General features: G+C 69.5%; 16 protein-coding genes. 4 read left to right on the top strand and 12 right to left on the bottom strand.

Annotated elements, in window-relative coordinates; translation table 11 throughout:
* Positions 1 to 139: 139 nt before the first annotated feature.
* The 3 genes from GRF61_RS13990 to lpdA all read left to right on the top strand — a co-directional run bounded on the left by GRF61_RS13990 (position 140) and on the right by lpdA (position 5740).
* Positions 140 to 2971, top strand: a complete 2832-nt coding sequence (locus GRF61_RS13990) for a 2-oxoglutarate dehydrogenase E1 component (protein WP_169151253.1) — start codon at positions 140 to 142, stop codon at positions 2969 to 2971.
* A 57-nt stretch (positions 2972 to 3028) separates the two neighbouring features.
* Positions 3029 to 4231: a 2-oxoglutarate dehydrogenase complex dihydrolipoyllysine-residue succinyltransferase gene (odhB, locus tag GRF61_RS13985; RefSeq protein ID WP_169151252.1), complete on the top strand. Its 1203-nt coding sequence runs from the start codon at positions 3029 to 3031 to the stop codon at positions 4229 to 4231.
* 84 nt (positions 4232 to 4315) lie between these two features.
* Positions 4316 to 5740, top strand: coding sequence for a dihydrolipoyl dehydrogenase (gene lpdA, locus GRF61_RS13980; RefSeq protein ID WP_169151251.1), 1425 nt, complete (start codon positions 4316 to 4318; stop codon positions 5738 to 5740).
* An 80-nt stretch (positions 5741 to 5820) separates the two neighbouring features.
* Here lpdA and GRF61_RS13975 read toward each other — a convergent pair whose 3' ends face one another.
* Positions 5821 to 8154, bottom strand: a complete 2334-nt coding sequence (locus GRF61_RS13975) for a DUF3141 domain-containing protein (RefSeq protein WP_348982399.1) — start codon at positions 8152 to 8154, stop codon at positions 5821 to 5823.
* 228 nt (positions 8155 to 8382) lie between these two features.
* On the opposite strand from GRF61_RS13975, the gene zapE reads away from it, so the two are divergent.
* Positions 8383 to 9495, top strand: coding sequence for a cell division protein ZapE (zapE, locus tag GRF61_RS13970; RefSeq protein ID WP_169151250.1), 1113 nt, complete (start codon positions 8383 to 8385; stop codon positions 9493 to 9495).
* Positions 9496 to 9533: 38 nt separating this feature from the next.
* Here zapE and gspN read toward each other — a convergent pair whose 3' ends face one another.
* Genes gspN through gspD form a run of 11 tightly spaced genes read right to left on the bottom strand, consistent with a single transcriptional unit; the run spans position 9534 to position 19592 of the window.
* Entirely contained in the window at positions 9534 to 10286 is a 753-nt protein-coding gene (gene gspN / locus GRF61_RS13965) for a type II secretion system protein N (RefSeq protein ID WP_169151249.1), read from the bottom strand.
* Entirely contained in the window at positions 10283 to 10849 is a 567-nt protein-coding gene (gene gspM, locus GRF61_RS13960) for a type II secretion system protein GspM (RefSeq protein WP_169151248.1), read from the bottom strand. Before gspM ends, gspN begins: the two co-directional genes overlap by 4 nt.
* Entirely contained in the window at positions 10846 to 12051 is a 1206-nt protein-coding gene (gene gspL / locus GRF61_RS13955; RefSeq protein ID WP_169151247.1) for a type II secretion system protein GspL, read from the bottom strand. The genes gspM and gspL overlap by 4 nt, the downstream gene beginning before the upstream one ends.
* On the bottom strand, positions 12048 to 12989 hold the full coding sequence (gene gspK / locus GRF61_RS13950; protein ID WP_169151246.1) for a type II secretion system minor pseudopilin GspK: 942 nt from the start codon (positions 12987 to 12989) through the stop codon (positions 12048 to 12050). Before gspK ends, gspL begins: the two co-directional genes overlap by 4 nt.
* Positions 12952 to 13542, bottom strand: coding sequence for a type II secretion system minor pseudopilin GspJ (gene gspJ / locus GRF61_RS13945; RefSeq protein ID WP_169151245.1), 591 nt, complete (start codon positions 13540 to 13542; stop codon positions 12952 to 12954). Before gspJ ends, gspK begins: the two co-directional genes overlap by 38 nt.
* A gap of 7 nt (positions 13543 to 13549) precedes the next feature.
* On the bottom strand, positions 13550 to 13921 hold the full coding sequence (gspI, locus tag GRF61_RS13940) for a type II secretion system minor pseudopilin GspI (protein ID WP_169151244.1): 372 nt from the start codon (positions 13919 to 13921) through the stop codon (positions 13550 to 13552).
* Entirely contained in the window at positions 13918 to 14406 is a 489-nt protein-coding gene (locus tag GRF61_RS13935; protein ID WP_169151243.1) for a prepilin-type N-terminal cleavage/methylation domain-containing protein, read from the bottom strand. The genes gspI and GRF61_RS13935 overlap by 4 nt, the downstream gene beginning before the upstream one ends.
* A gap of 13 nt (positions 14407 to 14419) precedes the next feature.
* Complete coding sequence (gene gspG, locus GRF61_RS13930; protein WP_169151242.1) at positions 14420 to 14869, bottom strand: type II secretion system major pseudopilin GspG; 450 nt, start codon at positions 14867 to 14869, stop codon at positions 14420 to 14422.
* Between the two features lie 2 nt (positions 14870 to 14871).
* Positions 14872 to 16074, bottom strand: a complete 1203-nt coding sequence (gene gspF / locus GRF61_RS13925; RefSeq protein WP_169151241.1) for a type II secretion system inner membrane protein GspF — start codon at positions 16072 to 16074, stop codon at positions 14872 to 14874.
* A gap of 1 nt (position 16075) precedes the next feature.
* Positions 16076 to 17560 (bottom strand): type II secretion system ATPase GspE, encoded by a 1485-nt coding sequence (gspE, locus tag GRF61_RS13920; RefSeq protein WP_169151240.1) that lies wholly within the window; start codon positions 17558 to 17560, stop codon positions 16076 to 16078.
* Positions 17561 to 17570: 10 nt separating this feature from the next.
* Positions 17571 to 19592 carry a type II secretion system secretin GspD gene (gene gspD / locus GRF61_RS13915; RefSeq protein WP_348982400.1) on the bottom strand — a complete coding sequence of 674 codons (2022 nt, stop codon included), beginning with the start codon at positions 19590 to 19592 and terminating at the stop codon, positions 17571 to 17573.
* Positions 19593 to 19696 lie beyond the last annotated feature (104 nt).

Below are 19696 nucleotides of genomic sequence, written 5' to 3'. Positions count from 1 at the left end.
AAGGCCGGATAACGGACTAAGCCCTACGGGATGGGTCGTGATGTCGCGCCCATCCCGTTTTTCCATCTTTCCATCGGGCGCCGTGACCGGACCACTTACCCCCGGAAGCAGGGAACCAGAACACACAGGTGGCTACACCATGATGAAAGAGCTACAGAACACTTCGCATCTGTTCGGTGCCAACGCGCCGTTCATCGAAGAACTCTACGAGAACTATCTCTCCGACCCCGCTTCGGTGCCCGAAGCCTGGCGGACCTATTTCGACAACCTGCAGAGCCAGGCCGGGAGTGCAGTGCGTGACGTGGCCCACGGTCCCGTCATCGCCGCCTTCGAGCAGATGGCGAAGCGTGGCCCGGTGCGTACCGTGGTTGCCGCCGGTGGCGAGGACAAGCTGCAGGTTTCCACGCTGCAGCTGATCAACGCCTACCGTTTCCTCGGCAACCGCTGGGCCAACCTGGACCCGCTGAAGCGCACCGAGCGCCCGCAGATCGCCGAACTTGAACCGTCCTACTACGGCTTCACCGAGGCGGACTTGTCCAAGAGCTTCAACGTCGGCTCCTTCCACGGTTTCTCGACCGAACGCGCGAGCCTGCGCGAGATCCTGGAGGCGCTGCGGCAGACCTACTGCGGTTCCATCGGCTCCGAGTACATGTATATCTCGGACATCCAGCAGAAACGCTGGATCCAGAGCCGGCTGGAAAGCGTGCGCGGCACACCCAAGTTCTCCGCCGACAAGAAGCGGCGGGTGCTGGAACGCACCACCGCCGCCGAAACCCTGGAACGCTACCTGCACACCAAGTACGTCGGCCAGAAGCGCTTCTCGCTGGAAGGCGGCGAATCCACCATCGTGGCGATGGACGAGATCGTCCACGTCGGCGGTGCGCTGGGCGCGCAGGAAATCGTCATCGGCATGGCCCACCGGGGCCGTCTGAACGTGCTGGTGAACACCCTCGGCAAGTCGCCGAAGATGCTGTTCTCCGAATTCGAGGGCAAGGCCGCCGCGGATCTGTCGGCCGGCGACGTCAAGTACCACCTCGGCTTCTCCAGCGACGTCATGAGCCCGGGTGGCCCGGTGCACCTGACGCTGGCCTTCAACCCCTCCCACCTGGAAATCATCAACCCGGTGGTCGAAGGTTCGGTGTATGCCCGCCAGGTCCGCCGCAAGGATGCAGAGAAGGGCCAGGTCATCCCGGTGCTGATCCACGGCGACGCCGCGGTGGCCGGCCAGGGTGTGAACCAGGAGATGCTGAACTTCTCCCAGACCCGCGGCTACGGCACCGGCGGCACGGTGCACGTCGTGGTGAACAACCAGATCGGCTTCACCACCTCCGATCCGCGCGACTACCGCTCTTCACTGTACTGCACCGACATCTTCAAGATGGTCGAAGCGCCGATCTTCCACGTCAATGGCGACGATCCGGAAGCGGTGGCCTTCGTGACCGCGCTGGCGGTGGAATTCCGCCAGCAGTTCAAGAAGGACGTGGTGGTGGATATCGTCTGCTACCGCAAGCTCGGCCACAACGAGCAGGACGAGCCGATGGTCACCCAGCCGCTGATGTACCGTAAGGTCCAGCAGCATCCGGGTACCCGCAAGCTCTACGCCGATCGCCTGGTTGCCGAGGGCACCCTGGGCGCAGATGAACCGGAGCAGATGATCCAGCAGTACCGCGAGCATCTGGACAAGGGTGAACTGCTGTACAACCCGGTGCTGTCCGGTCACAACCGGCAGTTCTCGGTGGACTGGACGCCTTTCCTGAACCAGCCCTACACCGACGATGCCGACACCAGCATCCCGATGCAGGAGATCAAGCGCTTGTCCGAGCGCCTGACCGCGATTCCGGAAACCTTCACGCTGCATTCCCGCGTCAAGAAGATCATTGATGACCGTAGTGCCATGGGCCGTGGCGAACTGCCGCTGGACTGGGGCATGGGCGAGAACCTTGCCTACGCCTCGCTGCTGGCACAGGGTTACGCGGTGCGCATCTCCGGCGAGGACGTCGGCCGTGGCACCTTCTTCCACCGTCACGCGGTGCTGCACGATCAGAAACGCGAGCGTTGGGACGAAGGTTCCTACAAGCCGCTGGAGTTCATCCAGGAAGGCCAGGCCGGCTTCCAGTGCTTCGACTCGGTACTGTCGGAGGAGGCGGTGCTCGGCTTCGAGTATGGCTACTCCACCGCCGAGCCGAACGAACTTGTTGTCTGGGAAGCCCAGTTCGGCGACTTCGTGAATGGCGCCCAGGTCGTGCTGGACCAGTTCATCAGCTCCGGCGAATCCAAGTGGGGCCGGCTGTGCGGCCTGACCATCATGCTGCCGCACGGCTATGAAGGCCAGGGCCCGGAGCACTCCTCCGCGCGCCTGGAACGCTTCATGAACAACGCCGCCGAGAACAACTGGCAGATTTGCGTGCCCACCACGCCCAGTCAGATCTTCCACCTGCTGCGTCGCCAGATGCTGCGTCGTGTGCGCAAGCCCCTGATCATCATCACGCCGAAGTCGCTGCTGCGTCACAAGGAAGCGGTGTCTTCGCTGGATGAATTGGCCCGCGGCCAGTTCCGGACGGTGATCGGCGAGACCGAGAAGCTGGATCCGAAGAAGGTCAAGCGCATCGTGCTGTGCCAGGGCAAGCTCTACTACGAGCTGCTGGCGCACCGTCGCGAGAACAACATCAAGGACACGGCGCTGGTCCGTATCGAGCAGCTTTATCCCTTCCCGACCGAGGCCTTTGCCGCCGCTTTGGCGCAGTTCCCTAATGCCAAGGAAGTGGTGTGGTGCCAGGAAGAGCCGCGCAACCAGGGTGCCTGGTACTGGCTGGCTTCCCGTCAGCACCTGGTGAACGTGCTGGGGCCGAAGCACAAGCTGCTGCTGGTCAGCCGTCCGGCGGCGGCCTCGCCGGCGGTGGGCTACTACGCCAAGCACAATCTGCAGCAGAAGGCGGTGATCGAGAACGCCTTTGCGCCGATCAAGGACTGAGTCCGCAAACCCGCGCATACATAAGCAAGAAACCGAACGAATACGGGAGAGAACTCCATGCTGATCGAAGTAAAAGTGCCGCAGCTGTCCGAATCCGTCTCTGAAGCCACGCTGGTTTCCTGGCACAAGAAGGAAGGTGATGCCGTCTCGCGCGACGAGAACCTGATCGACATCGAAACCGATAAGGTCGTGCTCGAAACCCCGGCTCCTGCCGATGGCGTGCTGGTGAAGATCGTCAAGGGCAACGGTGACACGGTGACTTCCGGCGAACTGATCGCCCAGATCGACACCGAAGCCAAGGCCGCTTCCGGCGCCGCCAAGAGCGAGCCGGTGCCGCCGGTGACCGCGCCTGCCGCGGCCCCGGCTGCAGCGGCGTCCTCGTCCGCCGCTGCCGGCTCGCCCAGCCCGGCCGCGCGCAAGATCCTGGAAGAGAAGGGCATTACCGCCGCTGAAGTGAGCGGCACCGGCCGTGGCGGCCGCGTGACCAAGGAAGATGCGGTCGGTGCCAACAAGGCCAAGCCGGCCGCGGCGGCTGCGCCTGCGGTGGTGATCGCCGGCGAGCGCCCGGAAGAGCGCGTGCCGATGACCCGCCTGCGCGCCCGCATCGCCGAGCGCCTGATCCAGTCCAAGAACGAGAACGCCATCCTGACCACCTTCAACGAGGTCAACATGGCGCCGGTGATGGCACTGCGCAAGCAGTACGGCGACAAGTTCGAGAAGGCTCACGGCGTGCGTCTGGGCTTCATGGGCTTCTTCGTCAAGGCCGCGGTTGCGGCGCTGAAGAAGTATCCGATCCTGAACGCCTCGGTCGATGGCAACGACATCGTCTACCACGGCTACATCGACATCGGCATCGCCGTTGGTTCGCCGCGCGGCCTGGTGGTGCCCATTCTGCGTGATGCGGACCAGATGTCCGTGGCCGACGTCGAGAAGAAGATCGCCGAGTACGGCCAGAAGGCGAAGGACGGCAAGCTGTCGCTGGAAGAGCTCTCCGGTGGCACCTTCTCCATCTCCAACGGCGGTGTGTTCGGCTCCATGCTGTCCACCCCGATCATCAACCCGCCGCAGTCGGCCATCCTCGGCATCCACGCCACCAAGGATCGTCCGGTTGCCGAGAACGGCCAGGTCGTGATCCGCCCGATCAACTATCTGGCGCTGTCGTACGACCACCGCATCATCGACGGCCGCGAAGCCGTCCTCGGCCTGGTGGCGATGAAGGAAGCGCTGGAAGATCCGGCTCGCCTGATCCTCGACATCTAAGACCCGACGTGCGAGTTGCGACTCGGGCGGCGCAAGCCGCCCGAGTCGCAATCGCGCGCTCTGCGGCATTCACAGGAGCACTACATGAGCAAGCAATTCGATGTGCTGGTGATCGGCGGTGGTCCCGGCGGCTATGTGGCGGCGATCCGCGCTGCCCAGCTTGGCTTCAAGACCGCCTGCTGCGAATCCAATCCCTATGCCGATCCCAAGGGCGAGCCGCGCCTGGGCGGCACCTGCCTGAACGTCGGCTGCATCCCCTCAAAGGCGCTGCTGCACACCTCGCACCTGTTCGAGGAAGCCGGCCACAGCTTTGCCGCGCAGGGTATCAACGTCGGCACGCCCAAGATCGATGTGAGCAAGATGGTGGCGCGCAAGAGCGGCATCGTGGATCAGCTCACCGGTGGCATCAAGGGCCTGTTCAAGAAGAACAAGGTCACCCTGCTGAACGGGCACGGCAGCTTCGTCGCCAAGACGCCGGAAGGCTGGCAGGTGAAGGTGGGCGAAGAAGTGGTGGTCGCCCAGCAGGTCATCGTCGCCACCGGTTCCAAGGCACGTCATCTGCCCGGCATCCCGGTGGATAACAAGCTCGTCTGCGACAACGTCGGTGCGCTGGACATCGACAGCGTGCCGAAGAAGCTGGCCATCATCGGCGCCGGCGTCATCGGCCTGGAGATGGGCTCGGTGTGGCGCCGCCTGGGCGCCGAGGTGACTATCCTAGAGGCCATGCCGGATTTTCTCGCCGCCGCCGACCAGGACGTGGCCAAGGAAGCGCAGAAGCTGTTCGCCAAGCAGGGCCTCAAGTTCGAGCTGGGCGTCACCATCGGCGACGTGAAGATCGCCAAGAAGGGCGTCTCCATTGCCTACAAGGACAAGAGCGGCGCTGACCAGAAGCTGGATGCGGATCGCCTTATCGTCTCCGTCGGCCGCGTGCCCAACACCGATGGCCTCAACGCCGAGGCGGTGGGCCTGAAGCTGAACGAGCGTTCGCAGATCGAGGTGGACGACCACTGCCGCACCAACCTGCCGGGCGTGTGGGCAGTGGGCGACGTGGTGCGCGGCCCGATGCTGGCGCACAAGGCGATGGAAGAGGGCGTGATGGTGGCCGAGCTGATCGGTGGGCAGGCTGGCCATTGCAACTTCGACACCGTGCCCTGGGTGATCTACACCAGCCCGGAAATCGCCTGGGTGGGCAAGACCGAGCAGCAGTTGAAGGCGGAAGGCGTGGCCTACAAGGCCGGCAAGATCCCCTTCCTGGCGAACGGCCGTGCGCTGGGCATGGGTGAACCCTCCGGCTTCGTCAAGATGCTGGCGGATGCCAACACCGACCGCATCCTCGGTGTGCACATCATCGGCGCCAACGCTTCCGAGTTGATCGCCGAGGCGGTGGTGGCGATGGAGTTCGCCGGCAGCAGCGAAGATCTCGCCCGCATCTGCCACGCCCACCCGACGCTGTCGGAAGTGGTGCACGAGGCGGCGCTGGCGGTGGACAAGCGTCCGCTGCACTTCTGAGGCGTGGCCCGCTCCGGATGGAGCGGGTTGCCGCAGAACGAAAGGGCGGAGGCCGCGAGAGGCTTCCGCCCTTTCTGCGTTTACTGCGCCTTCTTCGCCCGGCTGCGACGGGCCGGCTTGGCGGCCGGCGGGGTTTCGGCCTCGGCTTTGGTGGATGCCGGTTCCGGCTCCGCGCTGGGCAGAGCGGTCGGCAGGCCGAGCCGCTGGGCGACGCGGGCGTATCGTTGCTGGAAGGTGTCGCCGCCGAGATCGCCGCGGGCACGGGCGAGGGAGTAGGCGGTCTCCAGCGCCTTGCGTCGCAGCTCCTCGGTAGGTAGCAGCGCGGGCAGGCCGGCCAGCGCGCGGTCCTCGTCCAGCAGGAAGAGCAGGGCCTGATGCTTCAGCGTCTGCTTGAGGTCGGCAATGGCCGCGCGGCTGGGCGTGACCCCCGCCTTGGCCAGCTCTTCCCGCAGCAGGTTGAAGGGGCGCTCGTCGAAGCCGAGCATGTCCGGCTTGGTGAAGAAGATGGTGCGCACCATGCCGTCCAGCGTGCTGCCACTGTCGAAGGCACCGTCCAGCGCATTGCGCTGCAGCTTGCGGAATTCTTCCTCCATCCAGGTGTGAGCCTGCTCGCGTCGGCGGACCACCCCCTGGCCCAGGCCGACCAGGGCCTGCAGCAGCGGGGATTCGTAGACGGTGGTGAAAAGTTGCTCCTGCATGCGGTCGCGCACGTCCCGGTAGTGGTCGAGGGCATCTTCCACCGCGCCGGAGACGCGCTTCTCCGCCTGCACGAAGGGATTGTCAGGCTTGGCGGCGACGCGCTTGTGCCGCACCAGGCCGGCCAGCGGCGCCAGCGGCCAGCACAGCGGGTTGGCGTCGGAGAACCACAGCCGCTCGAAGCGGGCGGGATTGAGGTTGCGTGTGGTCTCGGCGGTAAGCTCGTTGCTCATCAGCCGCAGCCAGGGCGAAACGAAGGTGTCGTACAGGCCCTGGTTGACGCCGGCCACCCGCTTCACCACCTCGAAGGCGCGCTCATCCTCGCGGCCGTCGTCCAGCGCCAGGATGTCGCTCATGGTGCGCGGCTCGAAGCGCACATGGAAGCGGCCGCGTACGTACTCCCGGCCGGGCATGTCGGGGCGGGTGTCCTCGATCACCGCTTCGTAGAGGCCGGGCGGCAGCACGTCGATCAGTTCCAGCGTGCCGACCAGCTTGTCCGTCTCCCGGCGTGCCACCGCGCCGGAGACGAAGATGCCGAGATGGCCGATCTTCTCGTGCAGGCAATAGACGATGGTCTGCTCGTTGAGGCGGATGTCCTCCACGCTGTCGTAGAGGTCCGGAATCCAGTTCAGCGCCTGTTGCGGCGGAGTGATGTTGTCGCCCCAGGAGGCGAACACCACGATGGGAGAGCGGATGTTGCGCAGATCGATGCGGGTGCGGCCATTGGCGGACACCACATCGCCGGCGCTCAGGCGATTGCCGACGAAGAGGTTCTGCGTGATCCACTCCATCTCCGCCTTGTTGAGCAGGAAGTGGCCGCCCCACCAGCGTTCGAATTCGAGGAAGCGCTCGCGCTCGGTATCGATGTTGGCGAACAGGTTGTAGGGCTTGCCCCAGAATGTGTTGGCCGGGTTCAGCAGCTCGAAGTTGTTGACCAGGTAGGCGCCGTCGAAGCGGCCGTTGCCAAGGTCGCCGGCGAAAGAGGCCAGCCAGGTGCCGCCTAGCAGGCCGCCGCTGTAGCGCATCGGGTTCTTGCCGCGTACGCCGGCCCAGTAGGACACCGGCGAACCGGCCAGCAGGATGGGGCCGACCACCTTGGGCGCGGCGGCGGCCAGCATCATCAGTGCCCAGCCGCCCTGGCAGTTGCCGATCACCAGCGGCTGGCTGGCGTCCGGATGCATCTCGTTCACCCGGGCGAGGAAGGCGTACTCCGCCTTGGTCACCGACTCGATGGTCTGGCCCGGTTCAGGCGTGGGGAAGAACATCACGAAGTAGCACGGGTGGCCTTCGCGCATGGCGATGCCGATGCCGCTGTCGATCTTGAAACCGCCTATGCCCGGCCCATGCCCGGCGCGCGGATCGATGACGACGAAGGGGCGCTTGGCCGGGTCGGTGGGCGGACTGCCGGCCGGCGGATGGATGCGCGCCAGCGCGTAGTTGGCCGGATCGGGCAGGGTGCGCCCGTCCATGATGATCTCGTAGTCGAAGGCCAGCACCGGCGGCTTGCCCGAGCGTGCGTGGGCGAGGTACTGGTTGCCGCGCTCGCGCAGCACGTCCGCCGTCAGCCAATGCCGCTGGAAGCGGTCATAGAGGTATTCGGAGGCGGCGGCAAAGGTCTCGAACTGCATTCTGAAGATCTGGCCTGCGTTCGAGAGGCTGGCGGAGAGCAGGGACAAGCCGGGCAATTCGGGCGTGAGCGGCGGAGTGGCGAGATCCACGGGTGAGGTCTCCGGTCTGTATCGGGGGAAGGCAGGCGGCGCTGCTTTGGCGCCGCGACTGAGTATGTATGTGTTGCATTGCAGCATAGCGTCCGCCCGGGTGAGGGGCAAGCCGGCCCGCCGGACGGAAAATGGTGGCGCCTTGCTCTACAATCGCGCTTTCGATTCGTGCCACCGCGGCCGAACGCGGGGGCTGGAGAGGCCGCCGCGGCGTCGCCTTTCCACACCATGCCCCATCGCACCCTCAACGTTCCCGAACACGGCATGCTGGAGGCCTACGAGGCCCAGCTGCGCGCCCGGGGCTTCAAGTCCGACCCAGCACAACGCGCCGCGGTTCAGCGGCTGCAGAATCTTTACACCGAGCTCATCTGCTTCAAGGCGGCGCGCAGCAGCACGCTGCGCCGGCTGTTCAACAAGCCGCGCATGCCGCGCAGCGTGTATTTCTGGGGCGGCGTAGGCCGTGGCAAGAGCTTCCTGATGGACTGCTTCTTCGACGCGGTGCCCTACAAGCGCAAGCGCCGGGTGCACTTCCACGCCTTCATGCAGGAAGTGCAGAACGACCTCAAGGACCACAACCACGAGCCCGATCCGCTGCAGAAGGTGGCCGAGCGCATCGCCCGCCAGACCCGCCTGCTGTGCTTCGACGAGTTCCACGTCTCCGACATCGCCGACGCGATGATCCTCGGCCGCCTGCTGGAGGCGTTGTTCGCCCGCGGCGTGATCTTCGTGATGACCTCCAACTACCCGCCGGACGGTCTCTACCCCAACGGCCTGATGCGGGTGAACTTCCTGCCCACCATAGAGATGATCAAGCGCCGCTTCGACGTCTTCGAGGTCGATCACGGCACCGACTACCGCCTGCGCACGCTGGAGAAGATCGAGATCTACCTGGTGCCGGCGGACGAGGAAGCGGATCGGCAGATGAAGGAGCAGTTCCACCGCCTCGCCGCCATCGAGGGCGAGGGCGGCGAGATCGAGTTGCTGGGGCGCAAGCTGCCGGTGGTCCGGCAGGCGCCGGGCGTGATCTGGTTCGACTTCGCCACCCTGTGCGGCGGCGCCCGCTCGCAGAACGATTACCTCGAGCTGGCGCGGGAACACCACACCCTGTTCCTGTCGCGGGTGCCGCGCATGCTGGCGGGCAATGCCTCCGAGGCGCGCCGCTTCACCTGGCTGATCGATGTGCTTTACGACCACCGCGTCAAGCTGGTGATGAGCGCCGAGGTGGAGGCGCATGATCTCTACACCGAAGGCCACAACGCCCACGAGTTCGTGCGCACCGTGAGCCGGCTGATGGAGATGCGCACCCGCGACTACCTCGCCGAGGCCCACCGCATCGATTGATGTCGCCGGGGGCGGTGCTCCGGTTTGTCTGCACGAGTTCAGGGATAGCGGATCGCCAGCGTGCCGGCTTCCACCCGGCCGCCCTGCTGCAGCAGCGGACGCAGCCGCGCCAGCAGTTGCGGATCGCCGCCCAGCCTCAGGTCCAGCGCTGGCTTCTGGCCGCGCGCCAGGGCGACGCTGCCGGCCAGTTGCAGCGCGTTGGCCGCCGGGCTGGAGAGGGTGATGGCCAGCGTCTCGCCATCCGCCTGCAGCAGCGCGCGGTAGTCGCCCAGCGCCTGCTGCGGCAATACATCCACCGAGGCGGACTGCCAGTCCGCCGTCACCTGGCCGCGACAGTGCCGATCCCAGCCGCAATCAAGCCTGTTCCCCTGCAGCCGCAGCCGGCCGTTCCAGCCGAACTGCAAGGCCGCCTGCGGCAGGCTGCGCAGCAGCGGTGCGCTCGGCACATCGATGGCGATGTCCTGCAGCGCCGCGCCGCTGGCGTTCAGCTGCAGCCGAAAGGCCGGCGCGCCGTCCGCCCACAGCTGCCAAGCCAGCCCGCCGCGCAGCAGGCTGGAGGGCTGAAAGGCCCAGCGTAGCGCCAGCCAGGGCTGCGGCAGGCGGCCGTTGTCGGCTGCGGCGAGCTGGCCGCTGCCTTGCCACAGGCTGCCTTGGGCCTCGCCCAGCCGCAGCCGGCCAGCGCTGGCGCGCTCCAGTTGATGATCCAGCAGTGCCGCCGGTGCCCAGGCCAGCAGCAGCGCCAGCGTGAGGACAAAGAAAAGCGGCAGCGTACAGGCGGCGCGCGGCTTCATCGTCCGCCTTCGTCGCTGGCGGGCGCCAGCAGCACTTCGAAGCGTTGACCGTCCTGCAGGCGCAACTGCCGCGGGTGCAGGCCGAGGTCGGCCTGCAGGGCCGCCAGCCAGTCCACCTGCGCCGCCAGGCTGCCCTTGCCTTTCACCGCGAGGCCGTCCGGCGTTGCCGAGGCTTCCATCTCCAGGCCGCGAGCCCGCGCGGCGCCGCTCACCGCTTCCGCCAGCTGGGTCGGGGCGACGGTGGCCGGTGGCTTGTGGGCGCGCAGGCGTTCCAGATCGGCCACGTCTTCCCGCATCTTTTCCAGCGCCGCTTCGGCGGCCGGCAGGCGGCGTTCCAGGCGGGTCTGCTCGGCCAGCACCCAGTCGAACAGCGCGGCGACTGCGAACAGCGGCAGCAGCCAGGCCAGTGCCTTGAGCAGCCGCCGCTCGCGTGGCTGCAGGCTGGCGAACCAGCGCTGGAGCCGGGCGGGCGGCTGGAGCCGGCCGAGTGCCTGGCGGCTGCGCTGGATGAGGCCGGTGGGAGGCACTGCGTCGGTGGGCGGGAGAGTGGCGGTCGGGGTCATGGTGCGGTCGTCGAAATCTGGGCGGCCATCGGCACGATGGTCAGGCGGTTCTGCTGGGCGCTGGCCTGCAGGCCGTGCAGGGCGAGGCGGCCGGGCAGGCCGGCGGCGGTTTCGGCGGGCAGCTCCAGCACCAGCTTGCCGGCCTGGTAGTCCAGCGCTTGCGGTGCCGGGCCGCCGGCGAGGAAGTAGCCGTGCAGCAGGCTGAGCAGATCGCCGCTGGCGAGCTGGCCGTGTCGGGCGCGTTCGCGCTCCAGTACGCGGGCGAGCTGGGCGGCGGGCGAAACGGCAGGGGTGCCGGACAGGGCCTGCTGGAACAGGGCGAGGCTGCGCGCTTCCAGTTCGTTCAGGGCGTGGCGCTGCAGCAGGATGTGGGCGAGGCCGGCGATGAGGAAAACGCTGGCGGCGAGGCCGGCCAGCGCCAGCGGCAGGCGCAGCGGCTGCCAGTGGCGGGCGTGGCGCTCGCGCGGGGTGAAGTCGCCATGCAGCAGTTCGCTGCCGTGTTCGTAGCCTTCCCACCATTGCCAGGCGGGGCCGGCCACTACCGGCAGTGGCAAGGGGCGGGAGCCGTCCGCCAGGCTGAAGCCGGGGGCGAGGCGCAGTTCCAGCGCCTCCGGTGGCGTGGCGGCTTGCGGCAGGGCGAGGGCGGTGGGCAGCAGTTGTTCGAGGCAGTCGCGGGCCTCGGCGCCGTTGCGCCACTCGGCGCGCAGGGCGTGGTCCGGCGCGGTGCGCAGAATGCCGCCGTGGGCGTCGCCGGCCAGCACCCAGCGCGTGGGCGCGGCAGGCGCTGTCTGCAGCAGGCTGCGCAGGCTGGCCAGCGGCCGGCCCAGGCTGCCGAACTGGGCGATGAGCTGCTTGAGGCGGCTGAGGGCCAGCACCAGCACGCCGGTGCGGCGCAGCTCGCCTTCGGCGCGGCTGTGGGTGGGGGTGAGGTGTTGGGTGTCGGCCTCACCTATCAGGTGTTCCTCCAGCGCGTAGGCGAGCAGGCGCGGCTGCTCGCGGCGCGGGCCGGGCGGCAGATCCACTTCCAGCCACAGGCACTGGCTGCCGCCGAGCAGGCCGTCGGTACGGTCGGCGGCCGGCCAGTGGGCGGGGGCGGAGCGGCCCTGCTGCAGCGCGCGGCCGGCCGGGTCCAGCAGCACCCAGTCGGCGGCCGGGTCGCGCGGCCAGTGGTCGTCGAGGAGAACGAGGAGTCTGTTCGTCATGGGATGCGGTACCAGAGCAGTTCGGGCCAGCGTTCCTGGCGGTCGAGCAGCGCTTGCAGATGGGCGGCGGCGACGCCGTAGCCGGCCTGGATGGTGACGAGGAAGTAGCGGCTGCGCACGTCGGCGAGCTGGCTGGCGGGTTGGCTGGCGCCCTCGGGCAGGCGGGCGCCGAAGTCGGCGAGGTCGCGGAACCAGGCACGCTCGCGTTCGGCCACCAGCACCCGCGCCCGGTCCAGGCTGAGGCCGCTGACCAGCGCGGACAGCACCTCGGCCGGCGCGGTGTTGACGTTGATGCGGGAAGGCGCCGGCACCGCGGTCACATAGGGCGCGAGGCGGCCGGCGAGGCCGGGCGGCAGATTGGGGATGCGCTCCAGCTCGGCGACCGCGACCAGCGGCGCATGTGGTGCTTCGTCCTGCGCGCCGCGGGCGGCGGGGGTGATCCAGGCGCTGATGGCGACGGCGGCGGCCCGCGCGCTGTCCGGCGCTTCGCCCAGGTTCTCCAGCAGGCGTTGCAGGCGCAGCCGGGCGGCTTCGCTGGGTTTGCCGCCGGGCGAGAGATCGTTGAGGTTGAAGCGGCCGGAGAGGTCGGCGATCTCGCCGCCCACGCTGCCGTCGGCCGGGTCGTCGGACAGCGGCGTGGCGGGAATCTTCACCGCCCAGTTTTCGCTCAGGTGGTCGGTGTTGCTTTCCTTGTCGTCCTGGGCGAGCACATTGCGCGCCCAATCCACCGCGGCGCGCGCCAGCTGGCGTGCCTGGGCCTGGTCGCGGCGGCCGGCGAGGCTGCCGTAGCCGCGGCCGTAGTCGGCAATCACCGAGGTGGCGACGATGGCGGCGAAGCTCATCGCCAGCAGGGCGAGCAGCACCGCGGCGCCGCGTTGGCGCCGGCGCGCCGCTTGCGCTTCAGCGCAGCGCGAACAGGCGGTGGAAGGTGCCGGCATCGCCCAGCTCCAGTTCGATTTCGACCGCCGTGGGCAGCTCGCCGAGATTGCTCGAGGCGGCGGGCGGCCAGTCGTCGCGGCGGCTGCCGCCGGCGGCGAAGTGCCAGCGCACCGCGGTCACGCCGTCCAGCAGCGGATAGGTCTGGGCGGTGCCGAGGCCGTTGCGGTCCGGCCACACCAGCCAGTCCAGCCGCTGGCCGCTGTAGCGCAGGGCGCTGCGGCGGGCGCCGTCCGGGGCCAGGGCGAGCAGGCGCAGCTCGCTGCTGTGGCCGTCGCCGCTGCGCAGCAGCTGCAGTGCCGGCGGGGCGTCGCTGTTGGCGGGGCGGGCAGGCGCCGCGACCTGCAGCAGCTCGGTCTCCATCCGCTGCATGGCGGCGGAGATTTCGCGCCAGCGGCCCAGCTCAGTGCCCACCCGGTCGCGGTTGTCGGCCAGTTGGGCGATGGCGCGCCAGGTGAGCAGGCCGAGCACCGCGAACACCGCCAGGGCGACGCTGAGTTCGATCAGCGTCAGGCCGTGCTGGCGGCGGTTGCGGCGGGAAAGGGCACGGAGCATGGCGGCGTCAGCGCAGCGGGCGGGAGATGAAGCCGGTGGCACTGCTCAACTGCTCGCCGCCAGCGCCGTCGAATACCTGCACTTCGACCCGGCGGAACAGGGCGTTGGGCGTACCGCTGATGGTTTCGCGCCAGACGAAGTCGCTGCGGCCCTGCCGGGCGCGGCCCTCGTTGCGGCCGGGCGCGGGGAAGGCGCCGCTGGCGCGGTATTCCGCCAGCCTGTCCTGCGCTACCCAGTCGGCCAGCGCGCGCTCGCGCAGGCCGGCGGTGGCCAGCGCGGTGCTGCCGACGCTGCGCAGCGCGGCGACCAGGGCGACGGCGAGAATGGCCAGGGCGACCAGGGTTTCCAGCAAGGTGAAGCCGTGGTTGCTGCGCTTCATCGCGGTCTCCCTTGGGGCGACACGAGCTGGCGCACCCGGCCGGAAGGGTCGCCGGCCAGTACCACCAGCCCATCCGGGCCGAGCAGGCTGAGTTCGAATTGCGGCGCCCGGCTGCCGAATACCAGCCGCCGGCCGGCTTGGGCCGGCAGCACGCCGCCTTCGCTGCGCAGCGCCTGCCATTGCAGCTGGGCCGGCAGGCGCCGGCTGGTGAACAGCGGCCCTTCTTCCAGCGCGCGCCAGCGGCCGTCGGTGCCCAGCTCGGCGAAGCGGTAGCCGTCGGCGAGCAGTTCCACCGCCAGCGGCCGGCCGCGGATCTCGGCGCGTTCGGCGCTGGCCTCCAGCACCATCTGCAGCCGCTTCAGCGCATCGGCTTCGTCGTTCGCGCGGATGCCCTCGACCGCGAGGCCTGCGCCCCCGGCGAGGATGCCGACGATGAGCATCACCACAAGTAGCTCGACGAGGGTGAATCCGCGCTGTGCGTGCATGGCGGGGTGGTGTTCAGAGTTGCCAGGAGCCGATGTCGGCATCGAAGCCCTCGCCGCCGCTCTTGCCGTCGGCGCCGAAGCTCATCACATCCACCTCGCCGTTGAGGCCGGGGTTGAGGTACTGGTAGGCGCCGCCCCAGGGGTCGGCGGGCAGGCGTTCGAGGTAGGGCTTCCAGTTGTCGGCGGCCGGTCCTCCCTGGGGGCGCTGCACCAGCGCGGCCAGGCCCTGCTCGGCGGTGGGGTAGCGGCGGTTGTCCAGGCGATAGAGCTTCAGGGCCTGCATGATCTGGGCGATGTCCTGGCGGGCGGCGACCGCGCGCGCCTCGTCCGGGCGGCTCATGACGCGCGGCACCACCAGCGCGGCGAGGATGCCGAGGATGACGATGACGACCATGACCTCGATCAGGGTGAAGCCGCGCGGGCGGGCGGTAGCAGGACGCTGGGGGAAGGCAGGGGTTTTCATGTTCATTTCATCAGGGTGTTGATTTCGATGATGGGCTGCATGACGGCGAGCACGATCACCAGCACCACGCCGCCCATCACCAGCAGCAGCAGGGGCTCCAGCAGGCTGGCGAGGACCGCGCCGCGGCTCTCCAGCTCCTGCTGCTGCAGGCGGGCGGCGCGCGCCAGCATCTCCGGCAGGCGGCCGGTGGTTTCGCCACTGGCCACCATGTGGATCAGGAGCGGCGGGAAGGCGCGGGTGGCGCCCAGGGCGCGCGCCAGGCCCTGGCCCTCGCGCACCCGGGCGGCGGCGGCCTCCACCGCGTCGCGCAGCGGCAGGCGGGCGATCACCCGGCCGCCGGCCTCCAGCGCGGCGAGCAGGGGCACGCCGCTGCCGGCGAGGATGGCCAGGGTGCTGGCGAAGCGAGCCGCATCCAGTGTGCGCAGGTGGCGGCCCAGCACCGGCAGCGCGAGCAGCCGCGCCTCCCAGCGCCGGCGCAGCGCCGGGCCGCGCAGCGCAAGTTGGGCGGCGAGGCCGGCGAGCGCGAGCAGCACCAGCAGCAGCCAGCCCCAGTCGCGCAGGAAGTCCGACACCCGGATCAGCGCCCGGGTCAGCGGCGGCAGCGCCTGCTTGGTCTGGGCGAACACCCCCACCACTTGCGGCACCACGTAGGTCATCAGCCCGATCACCACCAGCAGGGCCACCGCGGCGACGATGGCCGGGTAGAGCAGCGCCTGCAGCGTCTTTTGCCGCAGCGCGCCGTGCTGTTCCAGGTAGTCCGCCAGCTGGTTCATCACCTGGGCGAGCTCGCCCGACTTCTCGCCGGCGGCCACCGAGGCGCGGTAGATCGCCGGGAAGGCCGCCGGGTAGCGGTCCAGCGCCGCGCGCAGGCTGTAGCCGGCCAGCACCTCGGAGCGCAGGCCGGCCAGCAGCTGGCGCACGCCATCCTCCTCCGCCTGCTCGATCAGCGCCGCCAGCGCCTGCTCCACGGTGAGGCCGGCGGCCAGCAGCGTCGCCCACTGGCGGGTGATCAGCGCCAGCGCCGCGTCCTTCATCCGCCGGCGGCGCACCCCGCCGGCGGCGGTGGTGACGACGCTGGCCACCTCCAGCGGGAACAGGCCGCGCTCGCGCAGCAGCGCCCGGGCGGCGCGCGCGCTCTCGGCTTCGACGACGCCCTGGCCGGCGGTGCCGGCGGCGTCCAGGGCGCGGTAGCGGAAGGCGGCCATGTCAGTCCCGGGTCACGCTCAGCAGTTCTTCCACCGAGGTCAGGCCCTCGGCCAGCAGGCGCAGGCCATCCTCGCGCAGGCCGCGGCTGCCGGCGGCGCGCGCGGCTTCGCGCAGTGCCGCCTCGCCCAGGTCGTCATGCACCCGGCGGGCGGCGCTGTCGTCCACCGTCAGCAGCTCGTAGATGCCGCCGCGGCCGCGGTAGCCGGTGTGGCGGCAGGCCGGGCAGCCCTCGCCGTGTTCATTCCGCGCCGGCCGCCACAGCGTGGCCGGGCAGCCGGCGCCCAGCGCCGCGCGCTCGGCCTCGCCGGCGGCATAGGGCTGGCGGCAGTCCGGGCACAGCCGGCGTACCAGGCGCTGGGCGAGCACGCCGCGCACGGTGGCGGCGAGCAGGAAGGGTTCGATGCCCATGTCCACCAGCCGGGTGATGGCCGAGGCGGCATCGTTGGTGTGCAGGGTGGCCAGCACCAGGTGGCCGGTGAGGCTGGCCTGTACCGCGATGCGGGCGGTCTCCAGGTCGCGGATCTCGCCGATCAGGATCACGTCCGGGTCCTGGCGCAGGATGGCGCGCAGTGCGCGGGCGAAGTCGAGCTCGATGCGGCCGTTGACCTGGATCTGCGCCACGCCCGGCAGGTCGTACTCGACCGGGTCTTCGACGGTGACGATATTGAGCCGGCCAGCGTCCAGGCTCTGCAGCGCGGCGTACAGCGTGGTGCTCTTGCCCGAGCCGGTGGGGCCGGTGACGAGCAGGATGCCGTGGGGCTGGGCGAGGAGCTGGCCGAAGCGCTGGCGGGTGTCTTCGGCCATGCCCAGCTCGGCGAGGCCGATGAGGCCACCGCCCTTGTCCAAGAGGCGCAGCACCAGGCGCTCGCCGTGGGTGGTGGGCAGGGTGGAGACGCGCACGTCCACCTGGCGGCCGGCCAGGCGCAGGGTGATGCGGCCGTCCTGCGGCAGGCGTTTCTCGGCGATGTCCAGGCTGGCCATGATCTTGATGCGCGAGGCCATGGCGGCGTGCAGGCCGCGGTGGGGGCGGGCGATGTCGTGCAGCACGCCGTCGCGGCGCAGGCGCACCACCGAGTGGCGCTCGTAGGGTTCGATGTGGACGTCCGAGGCGCCCTCGCGCACCGCCTGGGTGAGGAGCGCGTTGATCATGCGGATGATGGGGGCGTCGTCCTGCGATTCGAGCAGGTCCTCCACCGCCGGCAGCTCGGTCATCAGCTGGTCGAGGTCCACCTCCTGGCCGACGTCGGCCACCACCTCGGCGGCGCTGCCCTGGCCGCCGCTGTAGGCCTCGGCGAGGCGGGCGTCGAAGGTGGCGCGGGCGGCGGTGGTGAGGGTGAGCGGCACGCCCAGGTGGCGGCGCACCTCGGCCACCGCGGCGAGGGCGGCATCCTCGCGCAGCAGCAGCTCGGCCTGCTCGGCGCCCAGGGCGGTGACGAGCACGCCGTGGCGGCGAGCGAAGGCGTAGGGGAGGGCGGGGGCGCTCATGCGGGCGTCCTCATTGCGGCGACACCGGCCGCACCTCGGCCTCGACCACCGGGGCGAAGCCGGGGACCGCCGGGGTGTCGCGGCCCAGGCTGTCGAGCGCGGGCAGTTCTGCCGGGCCGGGTTCGCCGCGCATCTGTTCCGAGGGCCGGGCGCTGGCACGCTGCTGGCCGATCACGTAGTCGTAGCGGGAGCGCGTGAGGCCGGCGTAGTCCTCGCGCTCGCGCAGGATCACCGGGCGCAGGAAGACGACCAGGTTGGTCTTGCTGCGGCGGCGGGTGTCGTAGCGGAAGAGGGCGCCGGCGTAGGGGATGTCGCCCAGCATCGGCACCTTCTCCTGGCTGCCGCTGTAGCTGTCTTCGACCAGGCCGCCCAGGGCGATGATGGCGCCGTCGTCCACCATGACCCTGGATTCGATGGCGCGCTTGGTGGTGGTGGGGCCGTTGCCGGTGTCGGTGCTGTCCACCACCGCCGAGGCTTCCTGGTAGATGGCCAGGCGTATCGAGCCGCCTTCGGAGATCTGCGGCCGCACCTTGAGGGTGAGGCCGACGTCCTTGCGCTCTATGGTCTGGAAGGGGTTGCTGACGCTGTTGCTGGTGTTGGTGGTGTAGGTGCCGGTGACGAAGGGGACGTTGCGGCCGACGACGATGCGGGCCTCTTCGTTGTCCAGGGTGACGATGTTGGGGGTGGAGAGGATGTTGGCGCGCACCTCGTTCTCGAGGAAGCGGGCGAGCAGCCCCAGGCTCATGATCTCGCCGACGCCGGGGATGTTGACCGTGCCGCCGCCGATGGCCAGGGTGAGGCCGTTGCCGGGCAGGGCGAGTTCGCCGCTGGCGGCGCCGGCGATGAGGTTGAGGAGGTTGTTGCCGCCGCTGCCGAAGGCGCTGCCGCCCACCACGGCGGTCTTGCCGGCAACGCCGCCGGCGGCCCACTGGATGCCGAATTCGGCGGCGCGCTCGGTGGAGATCTCGGCGATCAGCGCTTCGATGTAGACCTGGGCGCGGCGGCGGTCGAGCTGGTCTATCACTTGCCGCAGGTTGCGGTAGATGGCTTCCGGGGCGTTGATGATGAGGGCGTTGTTCATCGCATCTGCCTGCACGATGCCGTTGCCGCCGCCGCTGCCGCGGGTCTGGCTGGTGGAGGGGGTCGATGCGGCGCTGGTGCTGTTGTCACCGGAGGTGGCGGACGACAGGCCGGCGCTGCCGCCGTCGCCCAGGCCGCTGCCGCCGGCGCTGAGACTGGCGCTGGGCTGGCTGGCGCTGCCGGCGGCGGTGCCGCTGAGGGTGGCGTTCAGCGTTTCCGCCACCTGGCGGGCGTCGGCGTTCTTCAGGTAGACCACATGGATGTTGCCGCCGGCACCGGGCCTGTCCAGGCTGGCGACCAGCTGACGCACCGCCGCCAGCCGGCTGGGCGTGTCGGCGCGGATCAGCAGGCTGTTGCTGTGCGGTTCGGCCAGCACCTGGGCAGCGCCGGCACCGCCGGCATTGGCGCCGCCGCGCTCGGCGAGCAGGCGTGACAGCAGCGGCGCGAAGTCGATGGCGGCGGCATGGCGCAGCTCGATGACGCTGAGGTCGCCCTGCGAGACGTCCAGCGATTCGATGACGCTGGCGATGCGGGCGATGTTCTCCGCGTAGTCGGTGACCACCAGCACGTTGTTGGAGGGGAAGGCGCTGATGGTGTTGTTCGGCGCCACCAGCGGCCGTATCACCGGCAGCATCTGGGTGGCGGATTCGTGCTTGAGGGCGAAGACCTGGGTGACGAGGCGGTCGCCGCCGCTGGCCTGCGCCGCGCCGCGGCCTTCCTTGCCCACCGGCACCGCGTGCAGCTTGGCCTCCGCCTCCGGCACGATTTTGGTCACGCCCTTGCCCTCGATGGCGGCGTAGCCCTGCAGGCGCAGCGCCGAGAGCAGGATCTGGTAGGCGAGTTCGCGCGCCACCGGGGTGTTGGTGACGACGTTGATCTTGCCCTTGACCCGCGGGTCGACCAGGAAGTTGGTGCCGGACAGTTTGCCGACGGCCTGGATCACCGCGTCGATGTCGGCATTCTGGAAGTTGAGCGAGACGGGTTCGTTGGCGGTGGCGGCGCCGGGGGAAGGCGGCTGGGCGGCGGTGGCGGGCTGCGAGAGGAGCAGCAGCGCGC

This window comes from Azoarcus sp. TTM-91 (assembly GCF_012911025.1).
Classification (GTDB): domain Bacteria; phylum Pseudomonadota; class Gammaproteobacteria; order Burkholderiales; family Rhodocyclaceae; genus Azoarcus.
Note: the sequence above shows the minus strand (reverse complement) of the source record. Positions and strands in the feature narration are given on the sequence as shown.

Coding starts and splice junctions, on each gene's coding strand:
- gspM (WP_169151248.1), bottom strand. CDS start 10,849: ATGACCCCGACCGCCACTCTCCCGCCCACCGACGCAGTGCCTCCCACC.
- gspL (WP_169151247.1), bottom strand. CDS start 12,051: ATGACGAACAGACTCCTCGTTCTCCTCGACGACCACTGGCCGCGCGAC.
- gspI (WP_169151244.1), bottom strand. CDS start 13,921: ATGAAGCGCAGCAACCACGGCTTCACCTTGCTGGAAACCCTGGTCGCC.
- gspF (WP_169151241.1), bottom strand. CDS start 16,074: ATGGCCGCCTTCCGCTACCGCGCCCTGGACGCCGCCGGCACCGCCGGC.
- gspK (WP_169151246.1), bottom strand. CDS start 12,989: ATGCCGGCACCTTCCACCGCCTGTTCGCGCTGCGCTGAAGCGCAAGCG.
- gspG (WP_169151242.1), bottom strand. CDS start 14,869: ATGAAAACCCCTGCCTTCCCCCAGCGTCCTGCTACCGCCCGCCCGCGC.
- GRF61_RS13990 (WP_169151253.1), top strand. CDS start 140: ATGATGAAAGAGCTACAGAACACTTCGCATCTGTTCGGTGCCAACGCG.
- gspE (WP_169151240.1), bottom strand. CDS start 17,560: ATGAGCGCCCCCGCCCTCCCCTACGCCTTCGCTCGCCGCCACGGCGTG.
- odhB (WP_169151252.1), top strand. CDS start 3,029: ATGCTGATCGAAGTAAAAGTGCCGCAGCTGTCCGAATCCGTCTCTGAA.
- GRF61_RS13935 (WP_169151243.1), bottom strand. CDS start 14,406: ATGCACGCACAGCGCGGATTCACCCTCGTCGAGCTACTTGTGGTGATG.
- gspJ (WP_169151245.1), bottom strand. CDS start 13,542: ATGCTCCGTGCCCTTTCCCGCCGCAACCGCCGCCAGCACGGCCTGACG.
- gspN (WP_169151249.1), bottom strand. CDS start 10,286: ATGAAGCCGCGCGCCGCCTGTACGCTGCCGCTTTTCTTTGTCCTCACG.
- zapE (WP_169151250.1), top strand. CDS start 8,383: ATGCCCCATCGCACCCTCAACGTTCCCGAACACGGCATGCTGGAGGCC.
- lpdA (WP_169151251.1), top strand. CDS start 4,316: ATGAGCAAGCAATTCGATGTGCTGGTGATCGGCGGTGGTCCCGGCGGC.